Below are 17,443 nucleotides of genomic sequence, written 5' to 3'. Positions count from 1 at the left end.
ACAAGGATGTGGGTAGCCTTGCGGGCGTGACATCACCGGAAACGCATCCAGGCCTTCCGACGCCGCACGCGCGGCCGGGGGGATCGACGGCGACGCAGGGGACCCCGCCCAAGCGCCGTCCGTCCTGGGAGCAGGACTACCGCCGGCGTCTTCTCGCCACCGACGTGATCGCGATCCTCGTCTCGGTCTTCGGCACGCAGCTGTTCTGGTTCGACCTCGACCTGAACTCCGACGTGGGCTTCAACAACCCCGTCGACATCGCCGTCAGCTACACCTGGGTCTCGGTCGTGCTCTCGATCGGCTGGCTCCTCGCCCTGCAGGTCTTCGACACCCGCGACCGCCGCATCGTCGGCACCGGCTACGTCGAGTACCGGCGGATCGTCGACTCCTCGATCTGGCTCTTCGGCATCGTCGCGATCATCGCGTACCTCCTGCAGATCCTGCTGGCGCGCGGCTACATCATCACGGCGTTCCCCGCCGGGATCCTGCTGATCTGCGTCGGCCGCCTCGTCTGGCGCTCCTGGCTCACCCGCCAGCGCAAGGTCGGCCGCTTCTCCAGCCAGGTCGTCCTGCTCGGCTCCCGCGCGAGCGTGCTGCACACGGCGCGCGAGCTGCGCCGCGGCACCGAGGCCGGCTACAAGCTGGTCGGGGCGGTCTCCACCTCCGTCGGCGGCGCCGAGGCGCTCACGAGCGAGGCGGAGCTGGCGGGTCTCTCGCTGCACGGCTTCTCCGGGATCGACGGCGTGCGCGCGGTGATGGACGCGACCGGCGCCGACACCGTCGTGGTCACGAGCTCCGACGAGCTCGCGCCCCAGCGGATCCGCGAGCTCAGCTGGACCCTCGAGCCCGGTCGCGAGCACCTGGTGGTGGCGCCGAGCCTCACCGACATCGGCGGTCCGCGCATCCACACCCGTCCGGTCGCCGGACTCCCGCTGATCCACGTCGAGACCCCGCGCTTCGACGGCCGGCAGCGCTTCGCCAAGCGGCTGTTCGACATCGCCGCGTCGACGATGCTGATCATCCTCAGCGCGCCCGTGCTGATCGTCGTCGCCGTGCTGGTGAAGACGACGAGCCCGGGTCCGATCCTGTTCCGGCAGGAGCGCATCGGGCTGAACGGCTCGACCTTCGAGATGCTCAAGTTCCGCTCGATGGTGGTGGACGCCGAGGCGCGCCTGGCCGAGCTGGCCGCGCAGCAGCGCGACGAGGGCAACAGCATCCTCTTCAAGATGGCGAAGGACCCCCGGGTCACCAAGGTCGGCACCGTCCTGCGCCGCTTCAGCCTCGACGAGCTGCCGCAGTTCCTCAACGTCTTCCGCGGCGACATGTCGCTGATCGGCCCCCGCCCGCCGCTGGCCCGCGAGGTCGAGCAGTACGAGGAGCACGTGCACCGCCGCTTCCTGATGAAGCCCGGCATCACCGGCCTCTGGCAGGTCAGCGGCCGCTCGAACCTCTCGTGGGAGGACACCGTCCGCCTCGACCTCTACTACGTCGAGAACTGGTCGATGACCGGTGACATCGTCATCCTCTTCAAGACCGCGCGCGCGGTCCTGGCGAGGGACGGGGCCTATTGACCGGCGCGGACCGGACGGGTGCCGAGCCCGCCGGCGCGGAGAAGACCCCGTCGCGGAGCCTGTCGCTCGCGATCCTGGAGGTGCCCTTCCGCGTCGAGCTCGGTCCCGGGCTCTCGGACGAGGACGTCGCGCGAATCAGGAGCAGCTGGCAGTCCTGCGCGGCTGAGGACACCGCCGAGGCCCGCGTGATCTCCGCCGACGTCCTCGGCCCGGCCGCGAGCACCGGCGCCGGCGTCCGGGTCCAGGCGCACTCCGTCGCTCAGCTGGAGGAGTCGCTCACCTCGACGCTCACGCTCGAGGCCATCGGGGAGCGCCGCGCGGAGCTGCTCATGCTGCACGCCTGCGGGGTCGCCGCCGACGACGGCCGCGTCCTCGCGTTCGTGGCCGCCTCCGGCACCGGGAAGACGACCGCCTCGCGGGTGCTGGGCGCGCGCTTCGGCTACGTCACCGACGAGACGGTCGCCGTCACTCCCGAGGGCGGCGTGCTGCCCTACCCGAAGCCGCTGTCGGTGAAGCCCCTGACCGGCAGCGCGCCGAAGGCGCAGCTCTCGCCGGTCGACCTCGGACTGCGCCCCCTCCCGCAGGCGCCGCTCGTGCTGGCGGGCGTCGTGCTGCTCGATCGCCGCGACGGCGTCGACGAGCCCCGCCTCGAGCAGGTCGATCCGACCGACGCGATCGACGACCTGGTCCCGCAGACCTCCTACCTCGCCTCCCGCCCGAGGGCGCTCTGGGACCTGGTTCGCACGCTCGCCTCCGTCGGTGGCGTGAAACGACTGGTCTACTCCGAGGCGGAGGGCGTGCTCCCCCTGGTGGACGGCCTGCTCGCCGCCTCCCAGGAGCCGGCACCGTCGATCTGGGACGAGGTCCTCGCTCTGCCGATCGACGTGGAGGACGCGGCGGGAGACGGGTCGGTCCGCCGTGCGCGCGTCGACGACGCGCTCCTGCTGCCCAGCGGCGAGGTCCTCGTCTTCCGCGAGAACACGGTGATCCGGCTCGCCGGCATCGGTCCGACGGTGTGGCGCGCCGCCGGCGACGGCGTCGATCAGCCCGCCCTCGTCGCCGCGGTCCTGGCCGAGCTCGGCGGTCCGCCGGAGGGGATCGATGCGGCCGCCGCCGTGTCCGCGGCCGTCGACGAGCTGCGCGGTCTCGGCGTGATCACGAGCGGTGCTCCGCCCCGGCCAGCCCCGGAAGGGGTGCACGCCTGACCGGTCCGGAAACGGGCCCGTCATACCGGCGTGCAACAATTCTGAAGCCCGTCTCCGGCGCTCGCCGCTCGGTCCGAACCAGTGAAGGAACTTGACACTGTGGAACTTAGAGACGTCCTGCGACTTCTCCGCACGCACTGGCTCGCCCTCGTCGCGGCCGTGCTCCTGGGCACTCTCGTGGCCTACGGCTGGTCGCTGACCCAGAAGCCGCGCTACGCGGCCGAGGCGCAGGGACTCGTCTCCGCGGCGGTCGCCGACGCCGGAGGCGACCCGAGCCAGGCGATCTACCTCCGCCAGATCGCCGACTCGGTCGCGAAGTCGAGCACCCTGACCTACGTGCCGATCGCGAAGTCGCGGAACGTCGCCGAGATCGTCATCGCCAACCTCGGCCTCGACGTGAGCGCGGAGTCCCTCATCACCGCGGTCCAGGTCACCCCGGACCCGGAGTCGCCGATCCTCGACGTGCGCGCGACGGCGTCCACCCCCGAGGGCGCGCGCACCCTCGCCGACGCCTGGATCGACGCGATCGCGATCCGCATCCAGCAGGTCAACGAGGAGTCCGGGGCCGGCGACACCGTCAGCCTCGCCGGCGTCCAGTCGGCCGCTCTGCCGTCCGCGCCCGAGTTCCCGAACGTGCGCCTCGTGCTCGGCGTCGGCGCGCTGGCCGGTCTCGTGCTCGGCCTCGTCTACGCCTTCGTCCGCAACACCCTCGACCGCCGGATCCGGACCGCCGAGGTGGTCGAGCGCCTGTTCGACCTCCCCGTGGTCGGCACGCTCCCGATCGACAAGCGGCTGAACGAGACCAACCGCATCGTGCCCGAGGCGGACACGACCGACTACGTGAAGTCCGACGGCAAGCACGCTCTCGCCGAGGCGCTGCGCGAGCTGCGCACGAACCTCCAGTTCATGAACGTCGACAGCCCGCCGCGGATCATCGTCGTCACCAGTCCGCTGCCCTCCGACGGCAAGTCGACCGTGACCGCGAACCTCGCCGTCACGCTCGCCGCCTCCGGGCAGCGCACCGTCGTCGTCGACGGCGACCTCCGCAAGCCCACCGTGGCGAAGTCCTTCGGTCTCGTCCCCGGCGTCGGCCTCACCGACCTGCTGATCGGCAAGGCCGAGCTGCAGGACGTGCTCCAGCCCTGGGGCCCCTCGGGCAACCTCTGGATCCTCGGCGCCGGCTCGATCCCGCCGAACCCGAGCGAGCTGCTCGGCTCGAACGGGATGGACATCCTCCTGCACGAGATCGCCCGCGAGGCGATCGTCATCGTGGACGCCCCGCCGCTGCTGCCCGTCACCGACGGCGCGATCCTCACCGCCCGCACCGACGGCGCCCTCGTCGTCATCTCGGCCGGCCGGACCACGACGGACGAGCTCGGCAAGGCGATCCAGAACCTCGAGCGGGTCAGCGGCCACACCCTCGGCGTGATCCTCAACCGCGTCCCCCCGCGCGGGCAGGTCGGCCGCGGGTACGGCTACTACTACACGAGCTACTACGGCTCGCAGAAGTCGGGCGCCCGCCCCGACGCCGCGGCCCAGCCGGCCCCCGCACCGGCCCCGTCCGCGGTCTGAGCGGTCGAGGATGACGTTCCCGGGTGACGACGGCCTGCGGCGCGCCCGGCGCGGCTGGCGTCCCGGTGAGGCGGCCACGCCGTCCTCGGCCCCGGTCTTCACCGTCCTCGCGGTCTGCACCGGCAACATCTGCCGCTCGCCGATGGCGGAGCAGCTCCTGCGGGCCGAGCTCGGCGACCTGACCGGTCCGACCGGAGCGGCGCTCCTCGCCTTCCGCAGCGCGGGCGTGCAGACCCGCGACGGCTACCCGATGGAGCCGACCTCGGCCCGCCTCTCGGCCGAGCTCGGCGGCGACACCTCGGGCCACCTCAGCGCGAAGCTCACCGAGGCCGTCGCGGGGGAGGCGGACCTGATGCTCGCCATGACCCGCGAGCACCTCGTCGACGCGTCGCGGCGGCACCCGCCGCTCCTGCTGCGCGGCTTCACCCTCAGCGAGTTCGCCCGCGTGCTGCCCTTCGTCCTCGCCGAGGTGCCGATCCCGGAGGTCGAGGACCCCGCTGCGCGGCTGCGCGCAGTGGTCCGCCTGGCCGCCGCGAACCGCGGTCGAGCGCCCCGCGGGGACGGCGACGACATCGACGATCCGATCGGCCGCAGCGAGAGCACCCACGTCCGCGTCGCTCAGGAGATCGCCGCGGCCGTCCACGACATCTCCCGGGATCTGAGAGCATTGGCGCGGAGCTGACCTCGCGCGCGCCGCGCGGGCTCCCTCTGCTCCACCTGTTCCTCCCTCACGCAGTCGCCGACGCGACATCGACCCGCCTACGATTCGGAGAAATCCCGTGAAGCTTTCTGTCATTGGTTGCGGCTACCTCGGAGCCGTCCACGCCGCCGCGATGGCCGAGCTCGGCCACGACGTCATCGGCATCGACGTCGACCCGGGGAAGATCGAGGCCCTCTCGGCCGGCACTGCTCCGTTCTTCGAGCCGGGTCTGCCCGAGCTCCTCTCCAAGGGCGTGGCCTCGGGCCGCCTCCGCTTCTCGACCGACACGGCCGACGCCGCCGACGCCTCGGTGCACTTCATCGCGGTCGGCACGCCGCAGAAGAAGGGCGAGAACGCCGCCGACATGACCTACGTCGACGCCGCGATCGACGGGATCCTGCCGCTGCTGACGGCGGACTCGCTCGTCGTCGGCAAGTCGACCGTCCCGGTCGGCACCGCCGCCCGCCTCGCCGAGCGGATCGCCGCCAGCGGCGCGACGCTCGCCTGGAACCCGGAGTTCCTCCGCGAGGGCTTCGCCGTCGAGGACACGATCAGCCCCGACCGCCTCGTCTACGGCGTGCCCGCGGGTGCGGCCGGCGAGGCCGCGAAGGCGACCCTCGACGAGGTCTACGCGACGGCTCTGGCCGCCGAGACCCCGTTGGTGGTCACCGACTACGCGACCGCCGAGCTCGTCAAGGTCTCGGCCAACGCCTTCCTCGCCACCAAGATCTCGTTCATCAACGCGATCGCCGAGATCGCGGAGGTCACCGGCGCCGACGTCACGCAGCTCGCCGACGCGATCGGCTACGACGTGCGCATCGGCCGCCGCTTCCTCAACGCCGGCATCGGCTTCGGCGGCGGCTGCCTGCCCAAGGACATCCGCGCCTTCTCGGCCCGCGCGGACGAGCTCGGCGTCGGGGACTCGGTCGCCTTCCTCAAGGAGGTCGACGCGATCAACCTGCGCCGCCGCCAGCGCGTCGTCGACCTCGTCACCGAGGGCCTCGGCGGCTCGGTCGAGGGCAAGACGATCGCCGTGCTCGGCCTCGCCTTCAAGCCGGAGTCGGACGACGTCCGCGACTCGCCGTCGCTCGACGTCGCCACGCGCTTCCACGACCTGGGCGCCGAGGTCGTCGCGACCGACCCGGAGGCGATCGAGAACGCGCGCCGCCGCTACCCCGACATCACCTACACGACCGACATCGACGAGGCCCTGCGCGGCGCCGACGCCGTCGTGGTCGTCACCGAGTGGAAGCAGTTCCGCGCGATCGACCCCGCCGCCGCCGGCGAGAAGGTGGCCGGGAAGTTCGTGGTCGACGGCCGCAACTGCCTCGACCAGGACGCCTGGCGCGCCGCCGGCTGGGAGTACCGCGGCCTCGGCCGCTGATCCTCCCTCACCGGCCCCCGAGCCGCTGATCGTCCGCCGCTGTCGAGCGGTCGCCGGTCAGCGACGCTCCGACCGGGGCGGGACCGCTGGATCCTCGACGACGCCGGAGGCGCCGTGGAGCGGGACGCGCGCAGGAGCGCCGTCCGGTTCCACGGCCCTCCGGCGTCGTCGTGCCAGGAGCAGGCCGCGCAGGAGGGCCCCGATCGCCGCGCCGACCGCGGCGCCGATCGTGTTCGCCAGCACGTCGTGCAGGTCGGCGTGGCGCTGCGCGAGCAGCAGGAGCTGCACGGCCTCGACGGCGGTGCTGGTCAGCATGCCGAGCAGGACGGCGAGCCAGGCCCTGCGCGCAGGCAGGTGCAGTGCGGCGAGCAGCCCCAGGGGGACGAACAGCAGCACGTTCGCCGCCGCCTCGATGCGGGTGTAGTCGAGGAGCTCGAGCCCCTCGCGTCGCGGCCTGTCGAGGATCTGCCGGAGCTCGTCCGTGCGCCCTCCGTCGACGGGGGTGGGCCAGAAGACGACGGCCGCGAGGACCAGGGCGTAGACGATCGCCGCGAGGACGGTGAGGCGGGTCAGCGATCGGGGCACGGTGCTCGTCTCGGCGAGGGTCGCCGCGGCGACGGGAGGGAGCGCGTCGACGGCGAGCGCGAGAGCGTCCCAGTCTTCCCGGCGCGCTCGCGGTGCGTCGGCGATGGCGCCGGATCGTCGACGCGATGGCGCCGTCCGTGCGGTCCCGTCCGGCTGCGCCCCGGGAACGACGAAGCCCGGGAACGACGATGCGCGGAAACGCAGAAGCCCGGGAACGCAGAAGCCCGGCCCGGATCATCGATCCTGGCCGGGCTTCTCACCGGTCGGGGTAGCGGGATTCGAACCCACGACCTCCTCGTCCCGAACGAGGCGCGCTACCAAGCTGCGCCACACCCCGGTGGACTCTTCGCGGTGAACCGCTCACGAGCCTCGTCAATAGTAGCCGATTTCGGCGGCGGTGTCGGACACCCGCCGTGATGCCGGGCGAGGGCCGCTCAGGCCACCGGCTCGAGCGTCACCAGGCTGACCTCGGGGCGGCAGGCGAAGCGCACCGGCGCGTAGATCGAGGTGCCGACCCCGGCGGAGACGTTCAGGTGCGCGCTGCGCAGGCCGTTGTCCCAGCTGGAGAACCCGGAGACCTTGTCCCGCGGGATGTCGCAGTTGGTCACCAGCGCGCCGAAGCCGGGCACGCAGACCTGCCCGCCGTGGGTGTGGCCCGCGAGGATCACCTCGGCGCCGCGGGCGACGAAGTCGTCCAGGACGCGCTGGTAGGGCGCGTGCGCGACGCCGATGCTGACGCCGGCCGGCTCGTCCTCCGACGCCCGCAACTCGTCGACGGCGCCCGCCACGAGGTCGATCCGGTCGAGGCCGATGTGCGGGTCGTCCACGCCGAACAGCTCGACCCGGGTGCCGCGGACGTCGAGGCTGGTCGCCGTGTTGTTGAGGTCCTGCCAGCCGAGCTCGTCGGTGAAGAAGCCCGTCAGCGCCCGGGTGTCGAGGTCGCTGGCGTTGCGCGCGGGGTTCTTCGACGGGCCGCGGAAGTAGCGCAGCGGGTTCTTCACCCGCGGGCCGAAGTAGTCGTTCGAGCCGTTGACGAAGACGCCGGGGACGCCGGCGAAGGGCTCGAGTGCCCGGCGGATGCCGAGGACGCCGTCGCGGTGGCCCAGGTTGTCCCCGGTGTCGACGACCAGATCGGGCGCCAGGGCGGTGAGCGAGCGGATCCAGTCCTGCTTCTTCGTCTGCCACGGCGCCATGTGCAGGTCGGAGACGTGCAGGATCCGCAGCGGAGCGGAGCCCGCGGGGAGCACGGGGACGGGCACGTGGCGAACGGTGAACAGCGTCCGCTCGATCGCGATGCCCCAGACGGCGGCGGCGCTCCCGACGGCGGCGACGGCCGCGAGGGCCGTGGTGAGGGGGCGAGCGCTGCGTCCGGTCATGGATCCTTCTCTCGTCGGGGGCGGGGCGCGGGAGCGACCGCGTACAGTCTGCCCGACGCGGCGCGGGGGACGACCCGGCGTCAGCCGCCGGGCGGCGGGGTGGACGGACCGGCGCTGATCTGCAGTGCGATCGGGGCCCCGCGGGTGAGGCGGGAGCCGGCCGGCGGGTTCGTCTGCGCGACCGAGCCCGCGGGTCGGTCGGAGGGCACGCGGTTCGGGTCGACCGTCACGACGAAGCCGAGCTCGCGCAGACGGGCGGTGGCGGCGGCGGGGTTCTGGCCGGTCACCTCGGGCACCGCCTGCTGCGGCGCGTCGACGAGCGACTGCTCGGGTGACGGGAAGGCCGATCCGCCGTACTTCTGGTCGGCGACGCGCATGATCCGCGGCCAGATCTGGTGGCGCACCTGGCCGGCGTTGACCCGATTGAGGCTGAAGCCGCGCATCGAGGTGAAGCCGCTGACGTTGCCGACCCAGGTCGCCGTGGCCACCTCGGTGCTCGCGCCGACCATCCAGGTGTGCACGGCGTTGTCGGTGGTGCCGGTCTTGCCGATGTGCGGGACGCCGGTGCCGGTCGCGGAGGCCCGGCCGGTGCCGCCCGTCATCACCTGCTGGAGGGCGAAGTCCGCGGTCGCGGCGACCTGCTCGGACATGCCCTGCGTGCAGGTGCTCGCGGGCGGCGCGACATCGGCGCCGCCGCGGTCGACGATCCGGTCGATCGCGATCGGCGTGCAGACGGTGCCCTTGTTGGCGAAGCCCGCGAAGGCGGTCGCCATCGTCAGCGGCGCGATCTCGTTGGTGCCGAGGATGGTCGGTGCGAACTTCTGCAGCTCGGTGCCGTCGGCGCGGTGCACGCCCATCGCGAGCGCGGTGTTCCGGATGCCGCAGAGGTCGAGCTGCTGCGCCATCGCGGCGAAGCCGGTGTTGATCGAGCCCTTGGTCGCGTCGAGCGCGGAGTAGACGCCGCCGTTGCCGCCCTCGTCGTTCTTGGGGTCCCAGCTGTCGCCGTAGTAGGTGCCGTCGGGCTCGCAGCTGTCGCGGAAGGTCGTGTAGGCGCGACGGGTGCCGTCGACGGTCTCGTTCAGCGCGCGGCCCTCCTGCAGCCATTCGGCGAGGGTGAAGACCTTGTAGGTGGAGCCGACCTGGAAGCCGCTGGAGCCGCCGTAGCCGAAGTCGGTGCTGTAGTTGACGCTGGTGTAGTTGGCGCCGGTGACGTCGGGGTCGTTCGAGTAGTCCTTGTTCTGGGTCATCGCGAGGATGCGCCCGGTGCCGACCTCGACCGAGACGCTCGCGCTGCCGATGTTCACCCGCGCCATCGACTTCGGCACCCAGTCCTCGGTGGCCGCGACCGCCGCCTCCTGCAGGTCGGAGTCGAGGGTCGTGTAGATCTGGTAGCCGCCGCGCTTGAAGGTCGCGTCGCGCTCGTCCTGGCTCGCGCCGAAGGCGTCGTCGTTCTTGATCACCCAGGTCACGTAGTCGCAGAAGTAGGCGGCGATGCCGGCGGTCTGGCAGCCGGTGCTCGGCTCGGTGATCACGGGGACGACCGGCGTCGAGGCGGCCTCGCCGATCTGCTCCGGGGTGACCTTCGACTCGATCCCCATCCGGGTGAGGATGTAGTTGCGGCGGTTGAGCGTCTCGGGGTAGCCCTCGACGGCGAGGTTCGCCGGGTCGTCGGGGCGGTCGAAGCGGAACTTCTCCGGGTTGTTGACGATCGCGATGAGGGCGGCCGACTGGGCGAGGGTGAGGTCGCGCGCGCTGGTGTCGAAGTAGTAGCGCGCCGCCGCCTCGATCCCGTAGACCGTGCCGCCGAAGAGCGCGATGTTGAGGTAGCCGAGCAGGATGTCGTTCTTCGGGTACTCCTTCTCGAGCCCGATCGAGAGCCGCATCTCGGCGACCTTGCGCTCGGCGGTGGTCTCCGTGGCCTCGCGGTAGGCGGCGTCGCGCTCGATCGGGTCCGAGAGCGCCTCCGCCTTCTGCACGAGCACGTTCTTGACGTACTGCTGCGTGATCGACGAGCCGCCCTGCACGTTGCCGCCCGAGGCGACCGTGGCGGCGGCGCGGATCGTGCCGAGCAGGTCGATGCCGCCGTGCTCGTAGAAGCGCGGGTCCTCCGAGGCGACGACCGCGTCCTTCACGAACGGCGAGATGTCGTCCCAGCCGACCTCGACGCGGTTCTGCGCGTAGAACGAGGCGAGGAGCACGTCCCCGCCGTTCGCGTCCTTCGCGTAGACGTCGCTCTTCTCGGCGAGCGTGCCGATCTCGAGGTACTCGGGGAGGTTGTCGAACATCGTCACCGTGTTGTTCGCCGCCATGCCTCCGAGTGCGATCGCCGGGGTGACCGACGCCGCGACGAGGACTCCGGCGATGACGCTCATGGCGACGATCCCGATCAGTCCTCCGACCGCGGCGCCGATGGACGTGACGACCCTGTTCCCGACTGCCCCCGACATAGAATCAGCGTAACCGCCGCTCCTGACACGGGACGCGGCTCGACCCGCCGGCGCCGACTCCTCCGGGTGCGGTCCGCCCGGCATCCGCACCCCTGCCTCACGAGGAGAGCCATGTCCGTTCCCCGCTGGGAATACATCACGACGCCGCTGATGATCCACAACACCACCGCGATCCTGAACACCTGGGGCTCCGAGGGCTGGGAGCTCGTGCAGATCGTCACCGGGCCCGAGGGCGGGCTCGTGGCCTACCTCAAGCGCCCGGTCGCCGAGGCCGGCGCGTGATCGCCGAGCGCCTGGCCGAGCTGGGCATCGAGCTCCCCGCGGTCGCGGTGCCGGCCGGCGCCTACATCCCGGCCGTGGTCGAGGGGAACCTGGTCTTCACGGCCGGGCAGATCCCGTTCGTCGACGGCGCACTGCCGGCGACCGGGAAGGTCGGCGCGGGCGTCGAGCCCGAGGTCGCGAAGGACCTGGCCCGCGTCTGCGCGCTGAACGCACTGGCCGCGATCGCCGACGTCATCGGCTCGCTCGACCGGGTGACCCGGATCGTCAAGGTCACCGGCTTCGTCGCCTCCGCGCCGGGCTTCAACGGCCAGCCCGGCGTGATCAACGGGGCCTCCGAGGTGCTCGGCGACGTCTTCGGCGAGGCGGGCAGGCACGCGCGCTCGGCCGTCGGCGTGGCGGAGCTGCCGCTCGACGCTCCGGTCGAGGTCGAGCTGATCGTCGCGTTCGCCTGATCCGGGCCCCGGCCCGAACGCCGAAGGGCGCCGCTCTCCTTCTCGGAGGCGGCGCCCTTCGGCGTTCCCGGCGGGCCCGTCGTCCGCGGCCCGGTCCTCGGCGGCTCAGTCCTCGGCGGCTCAGTCCTCGGCGGCGACCGCGGAGGAGATGACGGCCATCACCTGGGTGTCGGCCAGCGTGGTCGTGTCGCCGACGGCGCGGCCCTCCGCCACGTCGCGCAGCAGCCGGCGCATGATCTTGCCGGAGCGGGTCTTCGGCAGCTCCTGCACGATGAAGATGCGCTTGGGCCGGGCGATCGCGCCGATGTGCTCGGCGACGTGCGCCTTGAGCGTGGCCTCGAGCTCGTCGTGGCCGCCCGCGAGCGCCTCCGCCCGGCTCGCCTTGGCGATGACGAAGGCGACGACGGCCTGGCCGGTGGTCTCGTCCGCCGCGCCCACCACGGCCGCCTCCGCGACGACCGGGTGCGAGACGAGGGCCGACTCGATCTCGGCCGTCGACAGGCGGTGGCCCGAGATGTTCATCACGTCGTCGACGCGGCCGAGCAGCCAGAGGTCGCCGTCCTCGTCGAGCCGCGCTCCGTCGCCGGCGAAGTAGCGATCGCCGAACTTCGACCAGTAGGTCTCGACGTAGCGCTCCGGGTCGCCCCAGATGCCGCGCAGCATCGACGGCCAGGGCTCGGTGATGACGAGCAGCCCGCCGGAGCCCGCGCCGACCGGGGCGCCGGAGTCGTCGACGACGTCGATCGAGATCCCGGGGACCGGGACCTGCGCCGAGCCCGGCTTGAGGGTGGTGACGCCGGGCAGAGGGGAGACCATGATCGCGCCGGTCTCGGTCTGCCACCAGGTGTCGACGATCGGGGTGCGGCCGCCGCCGATGACGTCGCGGTACCAGATCCAGGCCTCGGGGTTGATCGGCTCGCCGACCGAGCCGAGCAGGCGCAGGCTGGACAGGTCGAAGCGCTGCGGGATCTGCCGCCCGAGCTTCATGAAGGTGCGGACGGCGGTGGGGGCGGCGTAGAGGATCGTCACGCCGTGCTTCTCGATGATCTCCCACCAGCGCCCGGCGTGCGGGGTGTCGGGCGTGCCCTCGTACATGACCTGCGTGGCGCCGTTCGCGAGCGGTCCGTAGACCACGTAGCTGTGCCCGGTGATCCAGCCCACGTCGGCGGTGCACCAGTAGACGTCGGTCTCGGGCTTGAGGTCGAACACGGTGCGGTGCGTGTACGCGACCTGGGTGAGGTAGCCGCCGCTGGTGTGCAGGATGCCCTTGGGCTTCCCGGTCGTGCCGCTGGTGTAGAGGATGAACAGCGGCTGCTCGGCGGGGAACGGACGGGCGACGTGGTCGGCGTCGACCGCGACGATCTCCTCGTGCCACCACAGATCGCGCCCCGGGCTCCACTCGACGGAGTTGCCACCGCGGCGGACCACGAGGACGTGCTCGACGCTCGACCCGCCGCCGTCCAGGGCGAGCGCCGCATCGACGGCGGGCTTGAGCGGGAAGACCGAGCCCTTGCGCCAGCCGCCGTCCGCGGTGATGACGAGCTTCGCCTCCGCGTCGTCGATCCGCGCGCGCAGGCTCTCGGCGCTGAAGCCGCCGAAGACGACCGAGTGCACGGCGCCGAGGCGGGCGACCGCGAGCATCGCGACGACGGCCTCGGGGATCATCGGCAGGTAGATCGCGACACGGTCGCCGGCCTGCACGCCCAGGCTCGTGAGGAGGTTGGCCGCGCGCTTCACCTCGGCGGTGAGCTCCGCGTAGGTGAGGTCGCGGCTGTCGCCGGGCTCGCCCTCCCAGTGGATCGCGACGCGGTCGCCGTGGCCGGCGAGGACGTGCCGGTCGAGGCAGTTGTAGGCGACGTTGAGCTCGCCGTCGTCGAACCAGCGCGCGAAGGGCGGCTCACTCCAGTCGAGGGTGCGCGTGAACGGCCGGTGCCAGTGCAGCAGCTCGCGGCTGCGGTCGGCCCAGAAGGCGAGGCGGTCGGCGGCGGCCTGCTCGGCCAGCCCGGCGGTCGCGGCGGCGTCGGCGGCGAACTCCGCGGGCGGCGGGAAGCGCCGCGTCTCCTGCTGGAGGCTGTCGATGGCGCTCGAGCCGGCGGCCCCGGACGCGTCGAGGGGTGTGGACATCTGCGATTCGCTCCTTCGCGAGTGCGACGTGCGCCGTCCGGCGTGGTCGGTTCCGGACCACCGTAGCGTCCGGCTCCGGGGCGGGGAGGGGGCGACGCGAAGCTGACCGTCCGGCGGGGTTTCGTGAAGAGTCGGCTCAGAACGCGAATCGGACTTGGCGAAACGGCCTCCGTGCCCTAACGTTGCATACGGCCGAATGAACTTCGGCTCAGCGGCGCAAGTGATTCCCCCCAATCCAGCGCCGCCGAGGCGGCACCTGTTCCCCCCAATGGGTGCCGCCCCCTTCTCTTCCCTCCGCTGGTCGAGCGCTCAGCTCCCCGGAGGATCCGCACGGTCGGCTCGCAGTCGGCCGGATGCGTCTCCGGCTCGCGCGAGGACGCGCCGGGCACGTCGCTCCTCCCCAGGGGCGTCCTCGGCCCCGCCGTCCACCGCTGCGGTCTTCTGCGCGCCACCGGCGAGCGCGCGCTCCTAGCGTTCCCGGATGACCACCGGTTTCGTCCCGCTCGTTCCCGCCGTCTATCGCCCGGACGCACCTCGCCCACCGGGTGAGGAGGACGGCGGTGCACCGCGGTCCGCGCCGGTCCGTCCCGCGGCGGCGGCGCTGGGCCTGCTCGCCCCGTTCGCGGCGGACCCTGCGGTGACCGACCTCTTCGTCAACGGGGACTCCGGTCTCTGGCTCGACCGCGGCGGCGGAGCGGTCCGCGTCCCGTCGTGGACGCTCGACGCCGCGGGTGCCCGGCGGCTGGCGGTGTCGCTGGTCGCGGCGGGCGGCCGGCACGTCGACGAGGCGAGCCCGTGCGTGGACGTGCGCCTCACGCACGGAGTCCGCGTGCATGTGGTGCTGCCGCCCGTGGCGACCGCCGGGACGCTGATCTCCGTGCGCGTCCCGCGGGCCGACGCCTGGAGTCTCGACGAGCTGCACGCGGCGGGGATGCTCGACGACGCCGGCCGCGGCCTGCTCCGGCGGGCGGTCGAGGCGCGCTGGAACCTCCTGGTCACGGGTGCCGGCGGCTCGGGCAAGACCACGCTCCTCGGCGCGCTCCTGGGCTGCGCGCCCCCGCACGAGCGCCTGGTCGTGATCGAGGACGTCGGTGAGCTGCGGCCCGCGCACCCGCACGTCGTCTCGCTCGAGGCGCGCCAGGCGAACCTCGAGGGAGCCGGCGGCGTCGGTCTCGACCGTCTCGTCCGCGAGGCGCTGCGGATGCGACCGGACCGGCTCGTGCTCGGCGAGTGCCGCGGGGTCGAGCTGCGCGATCTGCTCTCGGCGCTGAACACGGGGCACGACGGGGGAGCGGGGACGCTGCACGCCAACTCGCTCGCCGACGTCCCCGCGCGGCTGGAGGCGCTCGGCTCGCTCGCGGGCATGGGGCCGGAGGCGGTCGCGCGGCAGACGGTCAGCGCGATCGACCTGGTGCTGCACCTCGAGCGGCGGGGCGGCCGGCGCCGGCTCGCAGCCTCGGGCTGCTTCCGACTCGATCCCGCCGGGCGGCTGCGGATCGAGGAGGGCGCCCGGCCGCGCCGGTCCTCGTCGTGAGACGCGACGGGGGGATCGACGAGGTGGCCGCGGTGGTGCACCGGCTGGCGGTGCTGCTCGCCGCGGGTGTCGCGCCGGCGTCGGCGCTCGGGCACCTCGCGGCGTCGGACGGCTCGGAGGCGGCGGGAGCGGCGCGCCGCCGCCGGCTGCTGCGCGCCGTGGCGGTCGAGGCGGCCCGCGGCGGGGACGTCACGGCGGCGATCCTGGCCGGTGTGCCCGCGCCTCGCCGGGGGAGAGGGGCGCGCGGGCGGGTGTGCGCGCGATCCGCCGTGGGAAGGGCGTCGCGCGACGCCCGCGCGATCACGGCGAGGAGACTGCGTGGGCGGCGCTCGCCGCCTGCTGGCGGGTCGCCGCCGACTCCGGCGCTCCGATCGCCGCAGCCCTCGCCGAGCTGGCGGAGTCGATGCGCGAGCTGGGCCGGGCGCGGCGGGACATCGAGGTCGCTCTGGCGGGTCCGCTCGCGACGAGCCGGGTGGTCGGGGTGCTGCCGCTGGTGGCGCTCGGCTTCGGGACGCTGCTCGGCTTCGACGTGCTCGGCGTGCTGCTCGGGACGGTGGCGGGGCTCGTCTGCCTCGGCGGCGGGCTCGGGCTGATGCTCGCCGCCGCCGCGTGGACGCGGCGTCTCGTCCGCGGCGCCGGCCCGGGCGATCCGGCGCCGGACTGGCGCTCGACCTGCTCGCGGTGGCGCTCGCGGGCGGCGGATCGATCGGCGGCGGGCGGGAGCGGGTGCTGGCGGCGCTCGACGAGTGCGGGCTCGCGTCGGGACCGCCGGCGCTGGAGGCCGCGGAGCCGGTGCTCGCGCTGTCGGCCGCGGCGGGGGGTGCCCGCGGGGCGGCTGCTGCGGAGCGAGGCGGCGCTGGCCCGGGTGCGGGCGGCGTCCGAGGCGCGGGAGCGGGCGGCGAAGCTCGGGGTGACGCTGCTGCTGCCGCTGGGAGTGTGCGTGCTCCCGGCGTTCCTGCTGCTGGGGGTGGCTCCGATGATGATCTCGGTGCTGCTGTCGACGTTCGCGGAGCAGGGGTGAGCGGGTGCGCGGGCGCTCTCCACAGGCCGCTCCTTCCTCGTCTCTCCACCGTTCGGGTGGGGGCGGCTCCGGGCGGCTCCGGGCTCGACGATCCTCGAGTGGGGGCAGCGAAGGCGAACGGAGCGAGCGATGGACGGCAGTCGGAGGAACGGTGCGGGGACGATCGGGGCGGGGATGATCGGGGCGGCGGGCCTCGGGGCGGCGCGGGAGTGCTTCCCGCAGCCCGCCTGGGAGGCGGGGCCTCTGCGGCGCTGGGGCGACGAGGAGGGCTCGGCCACCGCCGAGTACGCGATCGCCACGATGGCGGCGGTCGGCTTCGCGGGTCTGCTGGTGGTGATCCTCAAAGGCGACGAGGTGAGGGGGATCCTCACCGACCTGGTGACGCGGGCGCTCACCTCGGGGGGATGAGCGGTGCGGTGCTCTTTCGGCGGCACCCGGGCGATGGTCCGAGCGGGGGAGGGCCGGCCGGGCGGAGGCGGTCGGGGCGAGGAGGGCTCTGCGACGGCGGAGCTGGCGGTGGTGCTGCCGGCGGTAGTGGTCGTGCTGGCGCTCTGCCTCGGCTCGGTCGCGGCCTCGGCGCAGTACGTCCGGCTCGTCGATGCGGCGGCCGACGGTGCGCGTTCGCTGGCGCGCGGGGACGATCCGGTGCGTCCGGTGGCCCGGGCGGACGCGGGTGCGAGCGTGGCGACCTCGGCGGACGGCGGGCTCGTCTGCGTGGACGTCGCCGCGGAGCTGCGGCCGCTGCCGGCGGTGGCGCTGCCGGTCTCGATCCGGTCCTGCGCGCTGGGAGGAGGGCGATGAGTCCACGGAGGGGCAGGTGGAGAGGCCGAGGCCGACGGGTGGGGGGAGAGGGCGACCGCGCGGGGGAGGACGGCTCGGCGGCGGTCGTCGCGGTCGGGGTCGTCGCGGCGACGATCCTGGTCACGGCGGCCGTGCTCGCCGGGTGCGGGGGAGTCGTCGGGCATCAGCGGGCGGTGGCGGCGGCGGACGCGGCGGCGCTCGCCGCGGCGGACGCGGCCTCCGGTCTGTTCCCGGGAGAGCCGTGCGGGGAGGCCGAGCGGGTCGCCGGAGCAATGACCGCGACCCTCGCGGGGTGCGCGCTGGAAGAAGGGATCGCGACCGTCGAGGTCGTCGTGGCCGTCGGACCGCTCGCGCTGCCCGCCCGATCGCGCGCCGGACCCCCGCCGTGA

The 17,443-nt window shown here is 73.4% G+C and carries 16 protein-coding genes and 1 tRNA gene; 12 read left to right on the top strand and 5 right to left on the bottom strand.

Annotated elements, in window-relative coordinates; all coding sequences use genetic code 11:
- The first annotated feature begins 26 nt into the window (after positions 1-26).
- From GTU73_RS15130 to GTU73_RS15110, 5 genes are all read left to right on the top strand, one after another.
- Positions 27-1,571 carry a sugar transferase gene (locus GTU73_RS15130; protein WP_244231658.1) on the top strand — a complete coding sequence of 515 codons (1,545 nt, stop codon included), beginning with the start codon at positions 27-29 and terminating at the stop codon, positions 1,569-1,571.
- A complete protein-coding gene (locus GTU73_RS15125) occupies positions 1,568-2,776 on the top strand; it encodes a hypothetical protein (RefSeq protein ID WP_160090517.1) in 1,209 nt (402 codons plus the stop codon). Before GTU73_RS15130 ends, GTU73_RS15125 begins: the two co-directional genes overlap by 4 nt.
- A 99-nt stretch (positions 2,777-2,875) precedes the next feature.
- A complete protein-coding gene (locus tag GTU73_RS15120) occupies positions 2,876-4,348 on the top strand; it encodes a polysaccharide biosynthesis tyrosine autokinase (protein ID WP_244231657.1) in 1,473 nt (490 codons plus the stop codon).
- A 10-nt stretch (positions 4,349-4,358) separates the two neighbouring features.
- Positions 4,359-5,030 (top strand): low molecular weight phosphatase family protein, encoded by a 672-nt coding sequence (locus tag GTU73_RS15115; protein ID WP_160090515.1) that lies wholly within the window; start codon positions 4,359-4,361, stop codon positions 5,028-5,030.
- Positions 5,031-5,127: 97 nt separating this feature from the next.
- Entirely contained in the window at positions 5,128-6,432 is a 1,305-nt protein-coding gene (locus tag GTU73_RS15110; protein WP_160090514.1) for a UDP-glucose/GDP-mannose dehydrogenase family protein, read from the top strand.
- 57 nt (positions 6,433-6,489) lie between these two features.
- Here GTU73_RS15110 and GTU73_RS15105 read toward each other — a convergent pair whose 3' ends face one another.
- The 4 genes from GTU73_RS15105 to GTU73_RS15090 form a co-directional block, all read right to left on the bottom strand.
- Positions 6,490-7,017 (bottom strand): VanZ family protein, encoded by a 528-nt coding sequence (locus tag GTU73_RS15105; protein WP_160090513.1) that lies wholly within the window; start codon positions 7,015-7,017, stop codon positions 6,490-6,492.
- Between the two features lie 263 nt (positions 7,018-7,280).
- Positions 7,281-7,354: transfer RNA gene (locus GTU73_RS15100), tRNA-Pro, on the bottom strand.
- 97 nt (positions 7,355-7,451) lie between these two features.
- Positions 7,452-8,393 carry a metallophosphoesterase gene (locus tag GTU73_RS15095; RefSeq protein ID WP_160090512.1) on the bottom strand — a complete coding sequence of 314 codons (942 nt, stop codon included), beginning with the start codon at positions 8,391-8,393 and terminating at the stop codon, positions 7,452-7,454.
- 80 nt (positions 8,394-8,473) lie between these two features.
- Positions 8,474-10,840, bottom strand: coding sequence for a transglycosylase domain-containing protein (locus GTU73_RS15090; RefSeq protein WP_160090511.1), 2,367 nt, complete (start codon positions 10,838-10,840; stop codon positions 8,474-8,476).
- Positions 10,841-10,951: 111 nt separating this feature from the next.
- On the opposite strand from GTU73_RS15090, the gene GTU73_RS18965 reads away from it, so the two are divergent.
- The gene (locus GTU73_RS18965) at positions 10,952-11,122 is read left to right on the top strand and encodes a hypothetical protein (protein ID WP_164861113.1); all 171 of its coding nucleotides are present in this window, start codon (positions 10,952-10,954) and stop codon (positions 11,120-11,122) included.
- The gene (locus GTU73_RS15085; protein ID WP_208543677.1) at positions 11,119-11,574 is read left to right on the top strand and encodes a RidA family protein; all 456 of its coding nucleotides are present in this window, start codon (positions 11,119-11,121) and stop codon (positions 11,572-11,574) included. The genes GTU73_RS18965 and GTU73_RS15085 overlap by 4 nt, the downstream gene beginning before the upstream one ends.
- Before the next feature lie 120 nt (positions 11,575-11,694).
- Here GTU73_RS15085 and acs read toward each other — a convergent pair whose 3' ends face one another.
- A complete protein-coding gene (acs, locus tag GTU73_RS15080) occupies positions 11,695-13,698 on the bottom strand; it encodes an acetate--CoA ligase (RefSeq protein ID WP_160090510.1) in 2,004 nt (667 codons plus the stop codon).
- Between the two features lie 481 nt (positions 13,699-14,179).
- Here acs and GTU73_RS15075 point away from each other — a divergent pair, with 481 nt between their 5' ends.
- From GTU73_RS15075 to GTU73_RS15055, 5 genes are all read left to right on the top strand, one after another.
- A complete protein-coding gene (locus GTU73_RS15075) occupies positions 14,180-15,232 on the top strand; it encodes a TadA family conjugal transfer-associated ATPase (protein WP_160090509.1) in 1,053 nt (350 codons plus the stop codon).
- Positions 15,233-15,485: 253 nt separating this feature from the next.
- On the top strand, positions 15,486-16,253 hold the full coding sequence (locus tag GTU73_RS15070) for a type II secretion system F family protein (RefSeq protein ID WP_160090508.1): 768 nt from the start codon (positions 15,486-15,488) through the stop codon (positions 16,251-16,253).
- A gap of 129 nt (positions 16,254-16,382) precedes the next feature.
- The gene (locus tag GTU73_RS19585; protein ID WP_347877742.1) at positions 16,383-16,661 is read left to right on the top strand and encodes a DUF4244 domain-containing protein; all 279 of its coding nucleotides are present in this window, start codon (positions 16,383-16,385) and stop codon (positions 16,659-16,661) included.
- 33 nt (positions 16,662-16,694) lie between these two features.
- Complete coding sequence (locus GTU73_RS15060) at positions 16,695-17,054, top strand: TadE family type IV pilus minor pilin (RefSeq protein WP_160091411.1); 360 nt, start codon at positions 16,695-16,697, stop codon at positions 17,052-17,054.
- A gap of 38 nt (positions 17,055-17,092) precedes the next feature.
- Complete coding sequence (locus GTU73_RS15055; RefSeq protein ID WP_160090507.1) at positions 17,093-17,443, top strand: Rv3654c family TadE-like protein; 351 nt, start codon at positions 17,093-17,095, stop codon at positions 17,441-17,443.

The organism is Rathayibacter sp. VKM Ac-2804 (assembly GCF_009866655.1).
Taxonomy (GTDB): domain Bacteria; phylum Actinomycetota; class Actinomycetes; order Actinomycetales; family Microbacteriaceae; genus Rathayibacter.
This window is presented reverse-complemented; position numbering and strand designations above follow the sequence as displayed.